This window comes from Zymobacter palmae, assembly GCF_003610015.1.
In the GTDB taxonomy this organism is placed as follows: Bacteria; Pseudomonadota; Gammaproteobacteria; order Pseudomonadales; family Halomonadaceae; genus Zymobacter; species Zymobacter palmae.
Window position 1 is genome coordinate 1650045 of sequence record NZ_AP018933.1, and the last position, 21705, is coordinate 1671749.

Consider the following 21705-nt stretch of genomic DNA (forward strand, 5'->3'; position numbering starts at 1 on the left):
ACTTCCTACCCTTTCGTTCAGGCCCTTCACCTTGATCCATCTTTTTCCCCACGTAAGCCGCCACTCCATCATGCCCCTCATGCATCACCCGTCTTGGATGATCTTCCACCTTTATCTTCAGCAGAGCGCATAAGCACATCATTCATGCCTTCATAATGCTTCGAATGGACAGAGAGGCCTCACTGACAATAGCCTTTGTCTCGGGGTGGGCATCAGATTGATGTACAGTGAAGCCACTCAAATGAAATGGGGCGTCGCGCACGCTGTGCTAAGTCGTAGGGTTCGCCATTTCATATAGAAAAGATCACTCAATGTTAGGAGCATGGCATGTCGGCATTGTCCTCTGAGCGGCCTCCCGTTTTCCCGTTTACTGCCGTAGTAGGACAGGCATCGTTGAAGACGGCGCTATTGCTGGCGGTAATCGAGCCTCGTTTAGGCGGCGTATTGCTCAGTGGCCCTCGTGGCATCGCTAAAACAACACTGGCACGTGCCCTTTCAGCGCTGCTTCCTCGCGGGAGTGATGCGTTCGTGGAACTGCCGTTGGGGTGCAGTACGGCTCAGTTGACCGGTTCGCTCGACATTGATAGCGCCCTGTCGCGACAAGAGGTGCGCTTTCGCCCCGGTCTGCTGGCAAAAGCACACCGTGGAATTCTATATGTCGATGAGGTCAATCTGCTGCCGGACGTACTGGTGGATCAGTTGCTTGACGCCGCGGCCTCTGGGCGCCATCGGGTGGAACGAGATGGCATCAGCCACGTTCACGCGGCGAGTTTTATTCTGATCGGGTCGATGAATCCAGAGGAAGGTGAGCTGAGACCGCAATTGAGCGATCGCTTTGGATTAGCGGTACAGCTGAGCGACATACCGTCGTGCAAAGAGCGGGTAGCCATCGTACGTGCACGCCGCCAGTTCGATGCAGATCCAGAGGGGTTTTGTCGGCAGCATGAAGAGGCCATGCAGGCTCTTTCACTGCGATTAGAGCGGGCACGCCAACGACTCCCCCATGTCCATCTCCCTGAACAGATTGAGTACGCCATCGCAGAACGTTGCGCCAACGCGGGAATAGAAGGCGTGCGCGCAGATATTGCCTGGCAACGCGCTGCGCTAGCTCATGCCGCACTGCAACAGCAAGAGGCGGTCACTAAAGACGACCTTGCCGCCGTTGAAGCACTGGTATTGAACCATCGCCGAGCGGCGCCGCATGAATCCTGTGCGTCGTCAGCATCATTTGCTGCCTCTGCGCCGACCTTTATGCCTCCCTCGCCGTTCTCTGGTTCAGCACAGGTTGGTGAGACAGCTCCAGAATCAGTTCCGTCACCACCGAACACGTCCACGTCAGATTCCGCCTCAGCGCCAATCGGCGACTCAGGTGATATTCCGCCCTCCTCGCCGGCGTCCACAACCGCTCAGCCCTCCCCTTCTCTTAGCAATGACCATTACCTGCTAAAGAGACCTGAGCCGCCGTCATCAAATACACTCGCGGCTGAGATGCCTGCCATCGCACAGGGCAAGACATGGCATTCCGCATCCACACATGGACGATGCCGCGGTCAAGGTCGACACACTGCTGACGACATTGATTGGGAGCGTTCTTTATCTCTCGCTGAAAACCTGACCCCTCAGGGACTTAAAAAAGTGCTGCGCCGCACTTTGCACCCAAGCGCTCATGATGCGGTATTGATTCTGCTGGATTCATCAGCATCGCAGCGCCAGCCGGAGGCGTTCTATCAGACGCGGCAGATCGTGCAGCAGCTGATTGCCCAAGCTCAGCAAGAACAGCGCTACGTCGCGCTACTGTATTTTCAAGGCAACAGTGTCAAGTGGCTACTGCGAGGCAAGGAAAAAATCCGCAATGTGACGCGAACGCTGGAAAGCCTTCAGCCGGGAGGCGGCACCCCTCTGTCGTTGGCCTTGCAGGAAGGCCGTCGCTGGATTGCTCGCTGGCGACGCAATTTTCCTGCCGCACACATCGATAGCTGGCTGATTACGGATGCACGCTGTCAGTGGAGTTCAGCGGATCCGTGGCCATCGCCACTTACCGTGGTCGACAGTGAAGTGGGCGAGCAGCGATTGGGGCGCAGCCATCTGCTTGCCACGCAGCTTGGCGGTGAGCATGTCGCCGCGGCAGCGCTGCATACGTACGCCGCAGGCTAAATTTAAGCGGACATCGTAAACGCTGTGGCACAATTACCATTTTGTTTACTCAAGTTATTGGAATGCGCAACGATGCGGGGCAGCAATACGCTATGACGGCACTAGAAAATTCTTATCAACGTCGCATGCTGAAGAAAAAACAGATCATTGATGAGCGTGTCGCTCAGGCCACTACCGAGCGTGGCGTACTGATCCTGCTAAAAGGCAACGGTAAGGGCAAAAGCAGCTCAGCATTCGGCACCATGGTGCGGGCACTGGGCCACGGTCAACGGGCAGCTGTCATACAGTTCATCAAGGGGACACGGGAAACGGGAGAACATCTGTTCTTCAAGGATCACCCAAACGTCGATTTCCATGTAATGGGACATGGGTTCAGCTGGGAGACACGAGATCCAGAGCGTGAAGCCGAAGCGGCTCGGCAGGCATGGCAGATGGCTTGCCGCTATCTGATCCCGTCAACGGCTTCCGATGCGCCGCATCCGGTGCAGCTCGTCATACTTGATGAACTGTCCTATATGCTCAAGTATGGCTATCTGGACGCTCAGGAAGTGGCCGATGTACTGGCAGCACGCCCTCCCGCCCTCAACGTCATCGTCACGGGACGCACCATGGCGCTTCCGCTGCAGGAGATAGCCGACACCATTAGTGTTATTCAGGATGAGCGCCATGCTTTTCGGCTAGGTGTGAAGGCACAGGCAGGGATTGAGTTTTGATGACAACGACGCGCGAATGTCCGGCGCTGATGATTTCCGCTTTAGCATCAGGTCAAGGCAAGACGACAGTAACCGCCGCATTGGCAGCTTGGCACCGGCGTCAAGGCAAGCGAGTGACGGTTTTCAAGACCGGCCCTGACTATCTTGACCCTCTTTTGCTGGCCCGCGCCAGCGGCGGATCAGCCGAACCGCTTGATCTATGGATGATGGGCGAAGAAGCCTGCCGCCGCGCGCTCTACGAAGCAGCGGCTGAATCCGATCTGATTCTTATCGAAGGGGCAATGGGGCTATTCGACGGTGACCCTTCCAGCGCTGATCTGGCCGAGCACTTCAGTTTGCCCGTCGTCACCGTCATTCACGCCCGCGGTATGGCACAGACTGTGGCCGCAGTGGCGCTCGGGCTAACGCACTACCGCCCCTCTCTAAACACGCTGGGCATTGTAGCCAATGCGCTCGGTAGCGAGCGCCACCGCCAGCTAATCGAGGCCGCATTGGCGCCCGAAACACCCCTATTGGCATCGCTGCTGCGCAAGGACGACATGGCACTGCCCAGCCGCCACTTAGGGCTGGTCATGCCGGATGAACAGCACGATGTAGACGAACGCATCGCACTGGCTGCGGATCAGCTTGAAGGAAGCACACTGTCCACATTGCTGCCCAACGTCAGCTTTCCGGCTCCCGCGTACGATACCACGCCGGCAACAACACTAGAGGGCTGCAGGATTGCCGTTGCTCGTGATGCCGCCTTCAGCTTTATCTATTCCGCCAACCTTCGGCTATTGGAAGCGTTGGGTGCTGACATCGCGTTCTTCTCTCCGCTGACGGACAGTACGCTGCCCGAGGGCTATACCGCCGTATGGCTGCCGGGCGGCTATCCCGAGCTTCACGCCGACACACTGGCATGCAATACCGCCATGCATCAGGCGCTGCGCAATGCCCATGATCGTGGCTGCCCGATTCTGGCCGAGTGCGGAGGCATGCTGTACCTGATGGCATCGCTAGTCACACTAGAGGGCGATACCTTCCCCATGGCTAACGTGCTGCCAGGGCAGGGACGTATGCAGGGACATTCAGGGTGTCAGGGTATGCAGAGTGTCGAGCTGCCGGAAGGCACACTACGCGGCCACTCCCATCATCATTCGCGTGCGTTTGAAACACTGCCGCCGCTGACCCATTGCCAGCGTGCGCGTCACTCGGCACCGGGCGAGGCCGTCTATCGGCAGGGCAATACCACCGCGAGCTATCTGCATCTGTATTTTCCTTCAAACCCCAGTGCCTGCGCGGCGTTGTTCACTGCACCACGCCAAACAGCGTCATCGGTACGGCCATGAGAGGCTTCGTAATGGGAATCGGCTGCAGGGCTGCGTGTTCACTCGACACCCTACTCTCGCTGTTTCGCCAGATGGAACAACGGCTCGAAACCCCATCGGGGCCGCTGCGCGCCATCGCATGCTGGGCCCCTCGCCAACACCATGCAGCGCTGACGACCTTTGCACACACATTGAATGTGCCACTTGAGGCATGGTCGACGACGGCGCTGGCAACTTACGCCCCTGATCTGAGCCACCGTTCCGCGTCACTCTACGAACGCACGGGGCTGTGGGGCATCGCGGAAGCCGCGGCCTTGGCCAGCGCACAGGTGCGATCAGCGCAGCCGCCACAGCTATGGATTACTCGCTGCATATCTTCGACGCACGATGCCACCGGGGCCATCGCACGATACTGACCTGATCCATCGGGCCCTTTCATCTGCTCACGCAGGCGCTACCATGGCTGTGCTGCAGGCCCGACTTTTGCACACCACCATCACACTGACGATAAGGAGTGTCCGAATGACCCTTCGTTCACCCGCTCTGGACAAGATTCCGGCTACGGTCGTGACCGGCTTTCTCGGCAGCGGCAAGACCACTCTCATTTCAAGCCTGCTGCGTCAGGCCAATGGCAAACGGATCGCCGTCATCGTCAATGAGTTCGGAGACCTAGACGTTGATGCCGAACTGATCAGAGGCTGCGCACTAGAAAACTGCCCTGCCGATGAAAACAATGGCATCTATGAGCTGGCCAACGGCTGCATCTGCTGCACCGTCGAGGAAGAGTTTTTGCCGGTGATGAAAGAGCTCGTCAAGCGACGCCATGAGCTGGATCATATCCTCATCGAAACGTCAGGGCTGGCACTGCCCAAGCCGCTAGTACAAGCCTTCAACTGGCCTGAGATTAAGCAGTTCTGTACCGTGGATGCGGTGATCACTGTTGTCGATGGCCCAGCACTGGCCATAGGCGAAGTCGCCCAATCTACAGCGCGCATCGAGGCACAGCGTCAGGCGGACAGTAGCCTTGATCATGATCCCTCGCTGCATGAACTGCTGGAAGACCAGCTTGCGGCCGCAGATATGGTTGTCGTCAGCAAGGCCGATCAGATGAGCGAAGAGGACCGACTGCGCGTCAGCGATCAGCTGCATACCGTGCTGCCGTCAAGCGTTCAGACCCTGTTCGTACGCCAAGGAGGCGCGGAGGCGTCGCTACTGATGGGACTGGGGCTTGAGTCCGAACAGCGCGTCGATCACGTTCATACACACCACGATCATCACCATGCTGCAGGCCGAGAACATCATCACGCCCACGATGACTTCGATCACTACGTAGCGACACTGGGCGTAGTGGATACGCTGCAGCTGTTGGACGCACTGCGCCACCTGGTAGCGACTCAAGGCATCTTCCGCATCAAGGGCTTCGCTGACACGGGCAAACCCATGCGTCAGGTACTTCACGTGGTCGGTGACCGCGTTGGGCTTCACTTTGATCGACTGTGGCGTGCCGATGAACCGCGCCAGACTCGGCTGATCTTTATCGGTCGCCAGCTGGACACCCACGCGATCGACGCACGTCTGTCGCAGGCCCATTTGCCTCACTGACGCCCCATGCATCTTTTCGCCGCTCAGCCCGGTGCCGCATTCGACGACGGCGCGGGCATCATCGACCTTGACCAGACGCCCGCCGAGCTAATCATCATGTCGGGAGCCGATAGTGTGCTGAGCTTGCTGGCTCACACCAGCGATCGACTGCCCGAGGAGTATCCGTCCCTGCGATTGGTCAATACGCTGCATCTGAACAAGCCTGCGGCATTCGATCTATGGCAGGACAAGGTGCTTGATCGCATGTTGCCCTCTCTGCCGCACGGTACCAAGGTGGTGGTGGTGTCGCTGCTGGGAGGCATCCGTTACTGGCGTTATGGACTGGAAGCCCTACAGCAATGGGCCACGCGCAAACGCGCCACGCTTGTTGTGGTGCCCGGTGAGGATGTCGAAGATCAGGATATTCTGTCTTCAGGTACGGTGAGCGCAGAAGAGGCCCATCGCCTATGGCGTTATCTGCGTGAAGGTGGCCCGTGCAACGCGCAGCGGCTGTTCGACTATGTGCTGCACCGCTGGCTGCGTCCCGACAAGGACGCCGTGCAGGCGGTAGATCAAGCCCAGGTAGTGCCTAGCGCAATACGTCACGCCGATCGCCCTGCCGCCAAACACTCTTCTCTTGTCTGCGGGCAAAGCGCTGCGGCCACGCTGATACTGGTAATCTATCGCAGCCATGTGCAGGCCGCCAATAGTGCGGTATTCGATCATTTTGCCGAGGTACTTGCAGCAGTGGGGTTCCGCGTCATCACGCTAGCGGTGACCTCCCTCAAGCAGCCAGATTGCCTGACCTTACTGGAGCGGACCATAGAGGAAGAAGCGGCTTCACTGGTCATCAATATGACCGGGTTTGCCATCGCCCGCAGCGCCAACGATGCCCTGTCCTCTCGCCCAACGATACCCTCATGGCCTCTGCGCCAACGCATTCTCGTCCTGCAAGCAACGCTGGCCAGCACCCGTGAAGAAGACTGGCAGGCCAACGACATGGGGTTATGCGCGCGCGATATCGCCATGCAGATCGCGCTGCCGGAGCTGGATGGGCGCATCATTACACGCGCGGTAGGATTTAAGGCCGCTCTGCAACGCCATGAGCGCAGCCAATACGACAGCGTACGTTTCGAACTGCAGCCCGATCGAGCGCAGTTCGTGGCCGAGCTAGCTGTGCATTGGCATCGTCTGCAGCAAACGCCACGCTGCGAGCGCCGCCTGATACTGGTGCTGGCCAACTATCCTGCCGACGAGGCGTCACTGGGCAATGGTATTGGACTGGATACACCCGCATCGACGGTCAGTTTGATGAAAGTGCTGGCAGCGGCGGGCTACCAGATCGACAACGTTCCCACTGATAGCGATGCACTGATGACCTCGCTGCGTGAGGGCGTGACCAATACCGCCAACAGCCTATTTAATCCCGTCGCCCACGGGTTACTGCTCAGCGATTACCTTCGCCATTACGCTCGACTGCCGTTGACCGCACGTGAAGCCCTTGAAGAACGCTGGGGACAGCCAGCACAGGATCCTCGCCTGCTGATGACACCGCAAGGTCCCGCGTTCCCAATAGCGGGGCTGCCCTTTGGACACCTGTTCATCGGCATCCAACCCATGCGCGGCTATGACATCGACCAGGCCGCGCTGTACCACGATGCCACCCTAGTGCCGACGCACAGCTATCTAGCATTTCATTTCTGGATGCGCCATCACTGGCAGGCCAACGCGGTCATCCATATGGGGACTCACGGCAATCTTGAATGGCTACCGGGCAAAAGCCTCGCACTATCTCGACATTGCTGGCCGGAAATTGCACTGGGGCCGCTGCCCAATATCTACCCGTTCATCGTCAACGATCCCGGCGAAGGCGCACAGGCCAAGCGGCGTGCACAGGCAGTATTGATCAGCCATCTGACGCCACCACTGATGCAAGCCGACATTCATGGTCATCTGGCTGAGCTTGAGCAATTGATGGATGAATACTATCAGGCGATGAACGTCGACCAGCAACGTGAACGCTATCTGCGCCAGCAGATACTGACGCGTGCGCGTGAAACACATGTACTGGAAGAACTGACGACAGCGCGTGCGCTGGCGGGCAGCGATGACGATACGCTGCTACAAGCATTGGACGCATGGCTGTGCGATATCAAGGAAAGTCAGGTACGCAGCGGTCTGCATGTTCTGGGTGAGCTGCCGCGCGATACGTTGCTGGTCGATCAGCTGCTTTCACTGCTGCGCATTCCCCGCACGCTGGCGGCGACCCGTGGGAGTGTGTCGTGTGATGAGGCTGCCGACGATCAGGGGCTGCTGCATGCCATGGCAGATGATCTAGGACTGCCTCAAGAATTTGATCCGCTGGCCCATAGTACGGCCGCATGGACAGGCCCGTTTCCACTCACTCTAGACGCGTGTTCATCCGCACTCTGGCGTACGGAAGCCGATACACGAGAGCGCCTCGAACAGTGCGCACGCCAGCTCATCCGTCACCACGTCATTGAGGGCCACCCTGAATCGCTGTCGGGGTGGCCTGCAACACGCGCCGTGCTTATGCTGGCACATCACACACTGCTACCCGCGCTGCGGGACAGCGTCCGGCGCGAACATCTTTCGATTCTGGAGGCACTGGACGGCCGTGCCGTTCCCGCCGGTGCGAGCGGCTCTCCCGCCCGCGGACGCTGGGACATTCTGCCCACCGGACGTAACATGCACACTCTCGACAGCCGTGCCATTCCCTCGCCTACGGCATGGGTGCTTGGCCAACAAGCCGCCGAGCAGGTCATCGAACGCTACCTGCAAGAGCACGGTGATTACCCACAGTGGATCGGCATGACGCTGTGGGGATCGGCCACGCTGCGCACCGGTGGAGACGACGTGGCACAGGCCTTGGCGCTAATGGGCGTTCGCCCTCGCTGGGCCGCAGGCTCCTCTCGGGTAGCGGATATCGAGATCATTCCCGCATTCCGTCTGGGACGACCGCGCGTCGATGTGACCTTGCGCGTTTCCGGCTTCTTTCGCGATGCCTTTCCCAATCTGATTCTACTGTTCAACAAGGCCGTCCACGCACTGGCCCATTATGAAGAGCCGGGAAATGGCAACACCATTCTCCAGCACGTTATGGCGCGACAGCAGACGTTACTCGGCGAAGGGCATTCGGATACCTCATCGCTGCAACAGGCCTGTCAGCGCGTATTTGGCAGTGCCGCCGGCCAGTATGGCAGCGGTCTGGCCCCCCTGTTGGAGCACGGAAACTGGCAGGACCGCGAGGCGCTGGCCGAAGCCTATGTGCGCTGGGGCGGGCATGCCTGGCAAGCCTCCGGCGACGATCAGCTGGAGCAGCACGACGCCCACGCGGGGTTTGCCGATCAGCTGTGCCAGCTGGATGTGGTGTTTCACAACCGTGACCTGATCGAGCAGGACCTGCTAGACGCCACAGACCACGCACAGTTCCAAGGCGGCATGGCCAATGCCACCTATGTGTTACGTCAAGCAATGCCCGCGCTCTACGTTGGCGATCACACCCAACCGGCCGCACTGCGTGTTCAAAGCCTCAGCGAGTCACTCATACAGAGCCTGCACGCGCGCGTGCTCAATCCTCGTTGGCAACAGGCCATGCGCGCTCACGGCTATAAAGGTGCCAGCGAGATGACGCGCAGCATCGACAGCATGATTGCCTACGATGCCACGACCCGTGTGATGGCCGACCATCACTATGCACAAGTCGGCGCATCGCTGCTCCAGACCGAGAATCAGCAGTTTATGCAGCAGCATAATCCCGATGCGCTTAAGCGATTGGTTCAGCAGCTAATGACCGCCATTCAGCAGGGGCTCTGGCAGGCTTCCCCTGAATGGACAAACTACCTTGAATCACTGCTGATTCATCTTGAACAACAGCAGGAAGAACGGACATGACGACCGCCACCGACTTCGATCCGCGCTTGTTGATGGTGCAAGGCACAACGTCAGATGCAGGCAAAAGCGCTCTGATCACCGCACTGTGTCGTTTACTTGCGCGCCAAGGCCATGCCGTAGCCCCTTTCAAGTCGCAGAATATGGCACTCAACAGCGCTGTTAGTGTGGAAGATGGTGAAATCGGGCGTGCACAGGCCGTACAGGCATTAGCGTGCGGCTTGCCTCCCTCGGTTCGCTTCAATCCCATTCTGCTCAAACCGACCGGGGAACGTTGCTCGCAGGTCATCGTGGACGGCCAACCGATCGGCCATATGAGCGCGCGCGATTACCATGCGCTCAAGCCACAGCTGCGCCAGCGGGTCGTCGACTGCCTGCAACAGCTGGCCAACGATATGCAGTTCGTGATGATCGAGGGTGCCGGAAGCCCCGCAGAAATCAACCTGCGCCAGCACGATCTGGTCAACATGGGGCTGGCCCTTCCCGCCCGCGCGCCGGTCATCCTGATCGCCGATATCGACCGCGGTGGTGTGTTCGCGCACTTGGTTGGCACACTGGAACTGCTAAGCGCTCAAGAACGACAGCAAGTGATCGGGTTGGTCATCAATCGCTTTCGAGGCGATCCCGCCCTGCTGCAGCCCGGCATCGACTGGCTGGAGACGCGCACCGGGCTGCCCGTGCTGGCCGTCATCCCATGGATTGAGCGGCTGTACCTTGATGCCGAAGACAGCCTGTCATCAGGCCAGTTTTCGACCACACGGTCCTCGTCCCCTGACAAGGTCCACATCACGGTCATCCAGCTGCCCGGTATCAGCAACCAAACTGACATTGATGCGCTGCGCCTGCACCCCGATGTTGCCCTGACGCTTGCCCGTACGCCTGCCGAGGCGGGTTCCAGCGACCTGTGCATCCTTCCCGGCAGCAAGCGCACCCTCGACGACCTTGACTGGCTACGCCAACAGGGCTGGCCAGCTTGGCTGACGCGCCACCTACGCTATGGCGGCAAGGTGCTAGGTATTTGTGGGGGGTACCAGATGTTGGGAGCTTGGCTCGAAGATCCAGACGCGCACGATAGTCCTCGCCGCCCGGAGCGGGCCGCACGCGTTGCCGGACTGGGCTGGCTCAGCCACACCACACGCTATACCGCACACAAGACGCTGCGCCAAAGCGTGTGTCACGGCAGCTTTACGGGAGAGCGGTCACTAACGCTGTCGGGTTACGAAATTCACATGGGAAGCAGCACGCCACCCGACGCCGATCACGGCGAAGTACCACTGGCCACGCGCGCGGAAGCAGAGCGCGCTCCAGAAGGCTGCCGCTCAGCGGATGGTCAAATCATCGGTACCTATCTGCACGGCCTACTAGACAACGCAGAAGCGCTCGACGACCTGCTACGCTGGGTGATGCCATCCCGCAAAGAGCACGATGGGGCACCCTTCGACATGGCAACGTTTCGACTGAAGGAAATGGATCGATTGGCGGAGGGCGTGGCACGCGCGCTGCGCTTCGAGCGCTGGCCGGATGGCCCGCTAAAAGAGGCGCTGCGCACAGCCGCTAACACCATCAAAGACAGGCATAACTAACGAAGGCGTCTAGCAGGCAGAAAGAAAAACGATGGAGACGGCACGAACGCTGTACCGCCTCGCAATAACATCGGGTAATACAGTGCTTAGGAGGAGCGCATGCGCGCATCACGCCCCGACGTTGCTGAACGCTGCTGCTGCTCGGCGTTCACTAAGCACGACTGAATGGCATTTGTCTTTTCAACCAGCGCACTGTGCAGAGCCTTCGGCTGCTGGTGATCCCAAGCCGGCACCGGTGTCCACATCTCCTGCCCCTGTGCATCGCGATGTGGCTGCCCCAGCTGATCGAACAGGTAGTAGTTCTGATCTTTGAGACGCTGTAGCGACAGGCGGTAATGCACCGTCTGCCCATTGACGTCTACCTCACCGGGGCGCTGCCAGACCGACGCTTCCGGCTGCACGATATCTGTGGCCGGCTCACGGTTGGCCGGTACGACATTGCTCAACAGACAATCACGCAGCGCCAGATCGTTCACGCGAGTAGCATCGCGACGCATGGTGATGCTGTCAACGACATTGCCCTGCGCCGTGCGCACGACATTGATGCCCGGCGACACTTCAATCGAATGTGAAATGACATGTGGCGATGTCGATGCACACCCAGCCAACAGTGCGCACCCGACAATACTTCCCATCCAGCGAATCCCAGCCATGGTGTCACGACTCCTTGGTTATTCTTTATGCCGATGCATTGGCATCGTGGGCAATCAGGCTACACATTCAACGCCATAGAGAATTCAGTATAGTCCGCCCCTCCGAAGTTGCCGCATGAGGGCTGCCTTGTGAACCGTCACTCGTCTTCGGTCATCACGCCTTCATGATGAACGCCATCCGCTGCACCCACTACACCGTGCCGAGCCGGCGGCAGTACGCCCACGCACACTGCGAAGGAGGTCCGCGGCATGCTGCTCTGTTGGAAAACCAACGTGTGATACTCAATGCGCTGGCGCAGCGATGCACTCAGCGATGGATCAAGTTCCAACACGTTTGGCGCACTGCACGACGAATTGGCCTCACCGACCCACATAGCGCCATCACGCAACAACAGCTCGTCGGTCAGCCCTGGCGTATAGATGTTCGGATAGGGTGAATGATCAACCGGGGTCAACGCCCGCACGGCAGCCGAGGGCCAGCGTGTCGGTACACGGGGATGATCGGGTGCATAAATCCCCATCCAGTCCCCCATCCGGCTACCTCCGGCATAGACCAGCGGCAACTCATACCGTTCCCGCCACCAGCTGTTGAGTGCATCCGACAGCGCCGCCACGTGCTCACGCGGTCGCTCCGAATACATGGCCTGCCATGCCTTCGATGCGCAAAATCCACACAGCATTAGCACGGCCAGGACATAACTACAGTAGAGCGGCAACCGATAGCGCCCATGCTCGCCTGGCACCATACACATCATTACAGCCAGTCCCAGCGGCACAGCAAACGGCATCATCCATTCCGTGCGCACGCCCCCACGCAATGCGAAGTAGCCCCCCAGCAACACGACCGGTACCACCGCCATGATCACGAATGCCTGTGTTTCAGGGCGCTCAGGCAACTTCCAGCGCCAGCGGGCCAGCAGCAGTACACCTGCCATCAGCAGCGCATTGTAGAAGACGGCAAAGTAGACCCGCACAACGTCCCACGCACTGTTACCGCCTACTCGCGTACTGAACCAACGGAAAGCGGCATAGTCGTGCTGAGAAAGCCAATACAGGTTAGGTGCGATCAGCGCCAGCCCTACCAGCACACCACCCCACAGCCACGGCTGAGTCAGTGTGGCCCTGAGTCGCCCTTGCACAAGGACGATCACAAGCATGAACGGCAGATACAACACGGTGGTGTATTTGGCCATGCCGGCTAAAGCCATGACGGCACCCAGCATTAGCCAATAACGTCCATCGTCATACAGTGCCCGGATAAAGCCGTACCACATCCACGGCCACAGCATCATTAACAGATAATTGTCGTTGTACGGCAGCATGTCGATGCTGATGGTGGCGGAAAAACTCATCATCAGTACCGCTAGCACGGCACGGCGGGTATCAGGGATGAGCCGTTCGCACAGTTTCCAGCAGCCCCACGCGCCTATCACTACCGCCACAACATGGCTGGCGTACCAAAACGCGGGCCATGATAGCGGCCAGAAGCGCCCCAGCGCCGCCACGCTGCCAACGAGCCAAGGGTTCTTGGGCGATCCGGCTTCCAGCCCTTGCCCCCAGTGCCACGCTTCTACTGCGTCATAAGGCACGATGGGCGATAGCAGTACGGTCAGCAGGATCCACAGTGCGCCGTAGATCCCGATCACCCGCGCCACGGTACGCCCGGGTGATTCGGTATCGAGCAGCGTCAGCTCATGATGAATATCCGCCGGAGGCGTTTGGGCCGTTCTTGAATCGGGCATTGTCACGTTTCATCCTCACTACATGTACAGCACACGGGGGCCGCCACTTTTTTATACGGTGTCCTAACACGCTAGGTACGTCACACCATAGACATCCCTGTACCTGGAACCTTCCAGCGTAGACATTGCACTGGCGTTTGGCTGGCTTTTTGCCCATCATGACAACACTTCAATATTCACAGGGAGTTAAGTGATGTCCACGAAGACCAGTCCCGACAGCCTTCTGCAACACTACGCGCATTGGCAGCGCTTTCTGCGCCAAGATCGCCTTGACCGCGAACACAAGGGCGCGGTGCAAAAAATGGCCGCGGCCGGTGTCAGTGCCAACAAGGTCGTCGAGGCCTACCGCAGCATGGCCACGCGCGGCGCAACGGAAGGCGCGTGCTACCGCACCTTGTTCGATCGTCGCTACGACGATCAGACCACGCTGGCCTGCGAAGGTTGGCTGTTCATTCGCCGCATCATTCAGGAAGGTGGTTCGACACGCGTACGCGCCAGTCTGGTTGAATCCTTCACCCTTACAGATGGGATCATCACGCCGGAACAGATGGCGCCTCAGGACGTTACGCTGGAGCTATTCGATGAAATCGCCGTCGACCGAGGCATGGCCGTCAGCTGCCGCGTTGACCGCCGTGATGACGACGCCGACAGTCGTTTTGTGACCTTTACCGATGCTGTCCGCAACTACCGTACGCTGCTGAACAAAGATTGAACTATGACGCGTAGACTGCTGATTCTCTATACCGGAGGCACGCTGGGCATGGTGCCTAGCCCTGACGGGCTGGTGCCGGGCCACCAGCTGGATGAGCGCCTTCGCACACAGCTGACACACCTGCCTCACCCGCGCCGGAGTGCCCTGCCAGAGTGGCATCTGGAGGCCATAGGCACCCCTATCGACTCCAGCAGCGCCACGCCGAATGACTGGCTACGCCTCGTCACTCAGATACGCGATCATGCCCATGACAATGACGTAACCGGCATCGTCGTACTGCACGGTACGGATACCATGGCGTGGTGTAGTGCCATGCTGAGCGTCTGGCTGGGCGATACGTGCCGCTGCCCCGTGGTCGTGACTGGTGCACAGCTACCGCTGGAAGCCGATGGCAGCGATGCCGCGCATAATATTGAGCTGGCCATGCGCTATGCCGCACATCCCGAAGCACAGGGTGTGATGCTGGCCTTCGGCGGGCGACTACTGCAAGGCGATGCCGCGCGCAAGTGGTATACCGAAGATCATCAAGGTTTTGAAACACCCAACGCTCCGTTGCTCGCCTGCTGGCCTATTAACCAGCGTGACGATCATCCACTGCCCGCCCTTCATCTATTGCAACCGCCCAATAGTGATGCCCGCCGACGAGTAATGAAGGCACTGCATATTGCGGCAGCCCCACTTGCCGTGCCGGAAACGCTGCCGCGTCTTGCGCGCATCGTGCTCTGGCCAGGTATTGCGGCGACACAGGTGAGTGCGCAACTGGCGCTCGCCGATGTGGCCGTGCTGGAAGTCTGGGGAAGCGGCAACCTGCCCGATGACACCGATCTACATCAGGTACTAGAACGGGCGGCCCGTCAGGGCAAGCGCCTGATCGCCATCAGCCAGTGCCCTCATGGCAGCACTCATATTGGGGTATATGCTGCTGGCAAGGCGCTGAAAGATGCAGGCATTATCGAAGGGGAAACGCTGACGCCTGAACTGGCTTCGGTACTGCTACTTGCCTCATCAGTGCAGAAGTGACATAACCGTCATTGTCGCCATCAACTCTAAGCGGCAATGACGCTTCACGATAATAACAATCATCACGCCTTTCGCCGCCATCACACACGACGTTCTTGAACGCACCCCAGCCCACTTTCGATACCGTGTGTGAAACGGCACTGCTGATTTAGCCGGACAAGAAGAGAAAACAAGATGACACTACACACGTGGTGGATGTTTATTGGTGCCGTATTCCTGCTGTCGGCCATCCCCGGCCCCAACATGCTGCTGATTCTGTCACGCAGCATCGAAGTCGGCTTCACTCGAAGCATTGCCGCAATGATGGGCAGCCTGTCAGCCATTATCGTCGTTCTGCTAGCGGCCATGGCTGGGCTAACGACCGTCTTTATGGCAATTCCCGGCGCATTTGAAGCACTTCGCTACGCAGGCGTAGCCTATCTGTTCTATCTCGGTCTTAAGGCGTGGCGTGCTGCCCCTGCTGCAACTGATGGCGAAGACCCTCTGCATGCAGCCAAGGCAGTACAGTCGCTACCGCACCTGTTCCGTAGCGGGTTTGTCACCAGCATCAGCAATCCCAAGCTTATCCTGTTTACCGCCGCCTTCTTTCCTCAGTTCATCGCACCGGAACAGCCGCAGCTGCCACAGTTCGCGATCCTAATCACCACCTTTGCCATCATCGAAACCTTCTGGTATTTCATGTATGCACTGGGGGGCCGCACATTGGCTGGCTACCTGCGCCGCCCAACCATCAAGGCGCTGTTCAACCGTGCCACGGGGATCATTTTCTGGGGGTTTGGTGTGATGCTGCTGCGCGTCAGCGCGAAATAGTACACGGCCAAGCGCTACCCCCCTGCTCGTTTGTCTTTGCGGACTTAGAGCGTGTTCCATAGCCGCAATACCCATGTCATTGAGGGGGATTCAAACCAAAAAATTGCGGCAAAAGCCGTCTATTTTAGAAAGGGTAAAAGTAACTGCTCAGGTTATGAAACAGTCTCTTAACACACGAAAGGCCTCTATTTCATGACGAATAGAGGCCTTTCCATTATATGCACGCCACTGCCAAACAGCCTGCCTACAGCGTCCCCATCTCGTTGGCTGTCGGTGGTAAGTTCTCGGGCTGGCTGTAGAGCGCTGTGCGGCGTGCATCACGGTAATCGTTCAGCAGCTGCTCATAGCGCTTCGGCAGATCGATATCCTGTCGCGTGACAAGATACAGCTCTTCGTACACGCTGCGCGGCAGGATCAGTTCACGCACCTGACGCTGCCACGGCGAACTTTCCAAAATCGTTGTCGGTACTACTGTGAAGCCCATGCCGCGTGCGACGGGATCAAGCACCTGCGTAACTTCGCTGATATAGCCCTTCTGAGGGATGCTATTCATTGAGCGGAACTCACCAGGGAAGTTCTCACGCAGCAGCTGGTTGGCATGGCTTACGCCATCGAAATAGTTGATAAAGCCCAACATCTGCAGCTCACCGAGCGAGCTACCGTGGAAATCGGCAGGAACCACCAGACTGAGCGGTTCGTGATGCCATAGCTCGGAGCGCAGCTCGCTGTGACGCGAAGTCTCGGTAACGATACCCAAGTCGTAGCGGCCCGCTTCGACATCCTTGATAATGTCACTGCTGTAGGCAAAGCGATAATGGATTGACAGCCCTAAATGAAGCTGCTGATAGCCCAGCACGAACGGATAGAACATTACCCCGACACTGGCAGGACTGGCGATACGACACTCACCGCTGTGCTCGGCATCGTTGTCGAGCGAGTGGCGAAACTGCTCATGTTCGGTGAAAAGCTTCAGCGCATAGTCATAGGCCCGTCGCCCCGCTTCCGTCAGCGCAAAGCGACGCCCCTGGCGATGCAGCAGCTCGTGGCCCAGATAGTGTTCGAGCTTTCGAACATGCTGGCTGACGCCCGGCTGCGTCATATCCAATCGTCGAGCGGTCTGAGTGAAACTGCCGGTTTCCACCAGAGTAATGAAGGTACGGAAATACAGTGCATTGAACATGAGGCAGTGATGGTCCAGCTGAGGCCAGAAGAAAGGCGCTATCATAGCAAAGCTGCACCGCTGTGGCATTGCGCCTTTGCCACCAGCGCATGATAGGATCGTCGCCAAGCACACAGAGAACCGCTTCCGAGCGGCACCGTTTCGGCATTCAATACAGCCCGTTAGCGCTGAAGACGCCGTCTTTTTTCACTCTAGTAACGGATATGCCATGTCAGACCCTTTCATCGCCCGCGGAGAAACACTGCGCCAACGCCTGCTCAATCGAGAGCTGAACGCTGACGATCACGAACTGTTTCCGCTGGGCTACCTGATTCCGCAGGTCGAGCTGGTACTCGATCGCGCCGAATACGACCCTGCCACCATTACCGCCGAGGCGTTCGATGCCACCTGCTGGCAGCTGATTGAATGCTCGATTGGTGAAGACGCGATGAGCGTTGATGACATCAATGCCATTACCGCACTGTGGACGTCAATCTGTGCCGATAACGCGGCGTAGTGGATGCATTTACAACGTATTGCGTTGTTTGTCGAACGGTGCCCATGCGATGCTGCACACACTCAACGCTTGATCCCTCAGGCAATAATGCCGTAGTAAGGTGTAAGCGTTTATTACGGTGAGGTGCCCCTGTCGACGTTCTGGCCTTCCAAGGGAGTCGACGATTGGCGTCTTCCGTCAACAGCCGTCTCCAACACGAGGTATCCTGATGAGTAGTTCGTCCGCTTCTGCACGATCGCTGACCCGCACGTCCACAGAGGCGCGTTCCGCCTACCCCACCGTATCGACCATGATCTCTCCCGAAGGCAGCCTTGAGGTTCTTTCCCAGTTCGAAGTGAATCGGCTGCGCGATACCTCATCGACAGGGCTTCATGAAACGCTGCGCCGCTGTGCGTTGGCCATCCTGACCGCCGGGGCACTGTCGGACAATGCCGCCAGCATGCAAGCTTGCTATCCCGATTTCGATATCGAACTGCTACAGGAAGACAAAGGCCTGCGCCTAAAGCTGGACAACGCTCCCGCAAACGCTTTCGTCGATGGCGAAATGATCCATGGCATACGGGAACAGCTCTCGGCCATGCTGCGCGATCTGGCTTATGTCTCTAATGAGCTGGTTTCACAAGGCGCGGAGTCGATGGGTCCCAGCGAAGCCATCACTAATACGGTCTTCCAGATCCTGCGCAACGCCAATGCACTGAACGCTCACCGTCCGCCCAATATGGTAGTGTGTTGGGGCGGCCACTCAATCTCGCGCGTTGAATACGACTATTCCAAGGCCGTCGGCTACCGTTTGGGGTTACGCAAACGCGATATCTGCACCGGCTGCGGCCCGGGTGCCATGAAAGGCCCTATGAAAGGAGCCAATGTCGCGCACGCAAAACAGCGCTACGACAACAGTCGTTACGTCGGCATTTCAGAACCCGGCATTATCGCGGCCGAATCACCGAACCCAATCGTCAACGAACTGATCATCATGCCGGATATCGAAAAGCGCCTCGAAGCCTTCGTGCGCCTTGGACACGGCATCATCGTCTTTCCGGGCGGCGTAGGCACCGCAGAGGAAATTCTGTACTTGCTGGGTATTCTGCTGCATCCCGCCAACCAGCACATTCCATTCCCAGTCATTCTGACAGGTCCCGAAGAAAGTGCTGACTATTTCCGTCAGCTGGACGACTTCATCGCCGTCACACTGGGTGAAACCGCACAGCAGCGCTATCAGATCATCATCGACGATCCGGAAGCCGTCGCCAAGGCCATGCAGAAAGGGGTCGATGTCGTCGCACGGTTCCGCCACGAGAATCACGACGCCTCTTACTTCAATTGGCGCCTGCACATTCCTTATGACTTCCAGCAGCCGTTCGAGCCAACGCACGAGGCTATGGCCTCTCTTGCGCTGCATGCCAACCAGCCAGTCCACGAATTGGCGGCCAACCTACGACGCGCGTTCTCAGGCATCGTAGCGGGCAACGTCAAGCCCAACAGCATGGCGGCCATTGCCGAAAGAGGTCGCTTCAAGCTGCATGCAGCGCCGGACATCATGACGCATCTCGACGCACTGCTAAATGCCTTTGTTGAGCAGCAACGCATGAAGCTACCCGGTACCGCCTACGAACCGTGCTACACGCTGGCCTGACCCACACAGAGCATCGCCCACGGCATGGCGCAGTATCACTGCGCCATGCCACACCTCCCGCCTCTGGCACTACTTCCGCCACAAGTCTGCAGAAAGCATTCAGCCTTATCCCTACAGACCTGTCCATGCCCCCTCGATGTGCGGCTAAAAAGGCCTGCCTGTCACCGTATACTTCGACAGCGCCATGGCAACCGCCTGCTCACACTGCGTGCTGCGCTATAATCGTATGCTCATGTTCGATACTCACCGGTCGTCATTCACTCCTTTCATTATTTCCCCATCAATAAAGACAGCACTCAAAGTGCCCGCACTCACGTTGCTCACCGCGGTGAAACTTTGCGCTGTTATAAAGATGTTTCGTTCCGTTTAAATAAAAAACACACCACCATTTACTTATGTAAACAGTACTCACCAGGGTAATAACGTCTAAAAGTGTGCATCCAGCAAACCAATATGCACCATAGCAAAGCGTGCAATCCTCGCGATTTCGCATCACGGCACTTTATTGATCCAGCGCCGATATAATCCTGTGATTTATTATCACCAATAAACATATCAATTAATTGATTTTAAAAACAAAAATAGAAAATGGACTCGGACTTGCCCTGTATGACGTACTGCCTCACGAATAATAGGCATGGCCATTATTCTCGGTGTGATTATATGGAGTCACTATGTCAGCCCACCCCGTTCATCTGCGCAACTTCATCGACGGCCGCTATATCGCTGCTCACGGCCAGAACACTTTTGAATGTATCAATCCAGCCAATGAACACGTCGTCGCGCTGTCCCCTATTTCAGATCAACACGATGTCGAAGCCGCCTATGCCGCAGCAGGACGCGCCTTTCTTGAATGGCGCAAAAGCACGCCCGCCCAGCGCCAGCAGGCCCTGCTGGCTATCGCCGATACACTAGAAGAGCATGCGGATCGCTTGGTAGAGGCGCAGTGCCGCAACACCGGCCAGCCCAAGCACCTGATCAAGGCGGAAGAAGTTAATGTATGCGCCGATCAGCTGCGCTTCTTTGCTGGAGCCGCGCGCCTACTGGAGGGCAAGGCGGCTATGGAATATGTCGAAGGCATGACATCGACCATTCGGCGCGAGCCATTGGGCGTCGTGGGTCAGGTCGCACCGTGGAATTTCCCCTTGATGATGGCCGTATGGAAGATCGCGCCCGCACTGGCCGCCGGCAACACCATTGTGCTCAAGCCCAGCGATACCACACCGGAAAGTACCCTGTTGCTGGCCGAACTTGCCGCGCCATTCCTGCCAACAGGAGCGTTCAATGTTGTGCTGGGCGATGCCAGCACGGGCAACCTAATCGTCAGTCATCCTGCCGCATCGCTGGTGTCCATTACCGGCTCCGTTGCGGCAGGCATTGAAGTCGCCAAGAGCGCGGCAGAAAACGTCACCCGCGCTCACCTCGAACTGGGTGGCAAAGCTCCCGTGCTGGTGTTTGCCGATGCCGATCTCGAACGGGCGGCTGAACACATAGCGCTGGCCGGCCTGTTCAACGCGGGCCAAGACTGTACATCGGCGACACGCATTCTGGTCGATGCCCGCGTGCACGATAACTTTGTGGCCCTGCTGACCGCTGCCGTCGAAGCGACGCGCTACGGTGACCCTGACGACGAGCGCGTACTGTTCGGGCCACTCAACAATGCAAAGCAGCTCTCACGCATGCAGAACATCATCGCTCACCTTCCCCCTCACGCACGTGTCGAAACGGGAGGCAAGCGGGCTCCGCGCCCCGGCTTCTTCTTCGAGCCAACGGTGGTCTCTCAGCTGCAACAGGAAGACGCCATCGTCCAGAACGAGACCTTCGGCCCGATCTTGACCGTACAGTCATTCCAAAATGAAGAGGATGCGCTTCATAAAGCCAACGATGTCCAATACGGCCTGGCCTCCAGTGTCTGGACCCGCGATCATGGTCGCGCTCAGCGTCTCAGCGCCGCGCTCGACTTCGGCACCGTGTGGGTCAACACGCACATCATACTGACCGCCGAAATGCCGCACGGAGGATTCAAGTATTCAGGCTATGGCAAGGACCTATCAGCCTACAGCCTCGAAGACTACACGCGTGTCAAGCATGTCATGAGCGCACACGCCTGAGCAGCTCATCCCCATGCGCGTCGCTGCTAGCACGCCAATATCCTCGCCGGAATAAGGCCTGCACTATGGCGCATCATTCGACATTATTGCACCTG

The 21705-nt window shown here is 58.2% G+C and carries 16 protein-coding genes; 13 read left to right on the forward strand and 3 right to left on the reverse strand.

Annotated features, from left to right (window positions below; translation table 11 throughout):
* Positions 1-327: 327 nt before the first annotated feature.
* The 7 genes from ZBT109_RS07425 to ZBT109_RS07455 all read left to right on the forward strand — a co-directional run bounded on the left by ZBT109_RS07425 (position 328) and on the right by ZBT109_RS07455 (position 11253).
* Entirely contained in the window at positions 328-2154 is a 1827-nt protein-coding gene (locus tag ZBT109_RS07425) for an AAA family ATPase (protein ID WP_027706319.1), read from the forward strand.
* Positions 2155-2216: 62 nt separating this feature from the next.
* Positions 2217-2867, forward strand: a complete 651-nt coding sequence (gene cobO, locus ZBT109_RS07430; protein WP_232012827.1) for a cob(I)yrinic acid a,c-diamide adenosyltransferase — start codon at positions 2217-2219, stop codon at positions 2865-2867.
* A complete protein-coding gene (locus ZBT109_RS07435; RefSeq protein WP_038279732.1) occupies positions 2867-4198 on the forward strand; it encodes a cobyrinate a,c-diamide synthase in 1332 nt (443 codons plus the stop codon). Before cobO ends, ZBT109_RS07435 begins: the two co-directional genes overlap by 1 nt.
* A complete protein-coding gene (locus ZBT109_RS07440; RefSeq protein ID WP_084261966.1) occupies positions 4195-4593 on the forward strand; it encodes a cobalamin biosynthesis protein in 399 nt (132 codons plus the stop codon). The genes ZBT109_RS07435 and ZBT109_RS07440 overlap by 4 nt, the downstream gene beginning before the upstream one ends.
* A 106-nt stretch (positions 4594-4699) precedes the next feature.
* On the forward strand, positions 4700-5779 hold the full coding sequence (gene cobW, locus ZBT109_RS07445) for a cobalamin biosynthesis protein CobW (RefSeq protein ID WP_027706316.1): 1080 nt from the start codon (positions 4700-4702) through the stop codon (positions 5777-5779).
* Positions 5780-5785: 6 nt separating this feature from the next.
* Positions 5786-9673 carry a cobaltochelatase subunit CobN gene (cobN, locus tag ZBT109_RS07450; protein ID WP_027706315.1) on the forward strand — a complete coding sequence of 1296 codons (3888 nt, stop codon included), beginning with the start codon at positions 5786-5788 and terminating at the stop codon, positions 9671-9673.
* Complete coding sequence (locus ZBT109_RS07455) at positions 9670-11253, forward strand: cobyric acid synthase (protein WP_051524242.1); 1584 nt, start codon at positions 9670-9672, stop codon at positions 11251-11253. The genes cobN and ZBT109_RS07455 overlap by 4 nt, the downstream gene beginning before the upstream one ends.
* Before the next feature lie 86 nt (positions 11254-11339).
* Here the strand turns inward: ZBT109_RS07455 and ZBT109_RS07460 are convergent, their stop codons facing one another.
* Together ZBT109_RS07460 and ZBT109_RS07465 are read right to left on the reverse strand one after the other, a co-directional pair.
* Positions 11340-11906 (reverse strand): hypothetical protein, encoded by a 567-nt coding sequence (locus ZBT109_RS07460; RefSeq protein WP_027706314.1) that lies wholly within the window; start codon positions 11904-11906, stop codon positions 11340-11342.
* A gap of 137 nt (positions 11907-12043) precedes the next feature.
* Positions 12044-13648, reverse strand: coding sequence for a glycosyltransferase family 39 protein (locus ZBT109_RS07465; RefSeq protein WP_027706313.1), 1605 nt, complete (start codon positions 13646-13648; stop codon positions 12044-12046).
* Between the two features lie 193 nt (positions 13649-13841).
* Here ZBT109_RS07465 and ZBT109_RS07470 point away from each other — a divergent pair, with 193 nt between their 5' ends.
* From ZBT109_RS07470 to ZBT109_RS07480, 3 genes are all read left to right on the forward strand, one after another.
* On the forward strand, positions 13842-14360 hold the full coding sequence (locus ZBT109_RS07470) for a hypothetical protein (protein ID WP_038279729.1): 519 nt from the start codon (positions 13842-13844) through the stop codon (positions 14358-14360).
* Positions 14361-14363: 3 nt separating this feature from the next.
* Entirely contained in the window at positions 14364-15380 is a 1017-nt protein-coding gene (locus tag ZBT109_RS07475; RefSeq protein WP_051524241.1) for an asparaginase, read from the forward strand.
* A 174-nt stretch (positions 15381-15554) separates the two neighbouring features.
* Positions 15555-16190 carry a LysE family translocator gene (locus tag ZBT109_RS07480; RefSeq protein ID WP_027706311.1) on the forward strand — a complete coding sequence of 212 codons (636 nt, stop codon included), beginning with the start codon at positions 15555-15557 and terminating at the stop codon, positions 16188-16190.
* Between the two features lie 244 nt (positions 16191-16434).
* On the opposite strand, the gene ZBT109_RS07485 is transcribed toward ZBT109_RS07480, so the two are convergent.
* Positions 16435-17370 carry a LysR family transcriptional regulator gene (locus tag ZBT109_RS07485; protein ID WP_027706310.1) on the reverse strand — a complete coding sequence of 312 codons (936 nt, stop codon included), beginning with the start codon at positions 17368-17370 and terminating at the stop codon, positions 16435-16437.
* Between the two features lie 208 nt (positions 17371-17578).
* Between ZBT109_RS07485 and ZBT109_RS07490 the strand changes: the two genes are divergently transcribed.
* The 3 genes from ZBT109_RS07490 to ZBT109_RS07500 all read left to right on the forward strand — a co-directional run bounded on the left by ZBT109_RS07490 (position 17579) and on the right by ZBT109_RS07500 (position 21610).
* A complete protein-coding gene (locus ZBT109_RS07490; protein WP_027706309.1) occupies positions 17579-17866 on the forward strand; it encodes a hypothetical protein in 288 nt (95 codons plus the stop codon).
* A 289-nt stretch (positions 17867-18155) separates the two neighbouring features.
* The gene (gene ppnN, locus ZBT109_RS07495; protein ID WP_027706308.1) at positions 18156-19499 is read left to right on the forward strand and encodes a nucleotide 5'-monophosphate nucleosidase PpnN; all 1344 of its coding nucleotides are present in this window, start codon (positions 18156-18158) and stop codon (positions 19497-19499) included.
* 674 nt (positions 19500-20173) lie between these two features.
* Positions 20174-21610 carry a gamma-aminobutyraldehyde dehydrogenase gene (locus tag ZBT109_RS07500; RefSeq protein WP_027706307.1) on the forward strand — a complete coding sequence of 479 codons (1437 nt, stop codon included), beginning with the start codon at positions 20174-20176 and terminating at the stop codon, positions 21608-21610.
* Positions 21611-21705: the final 95 nt, after the last annotated feature.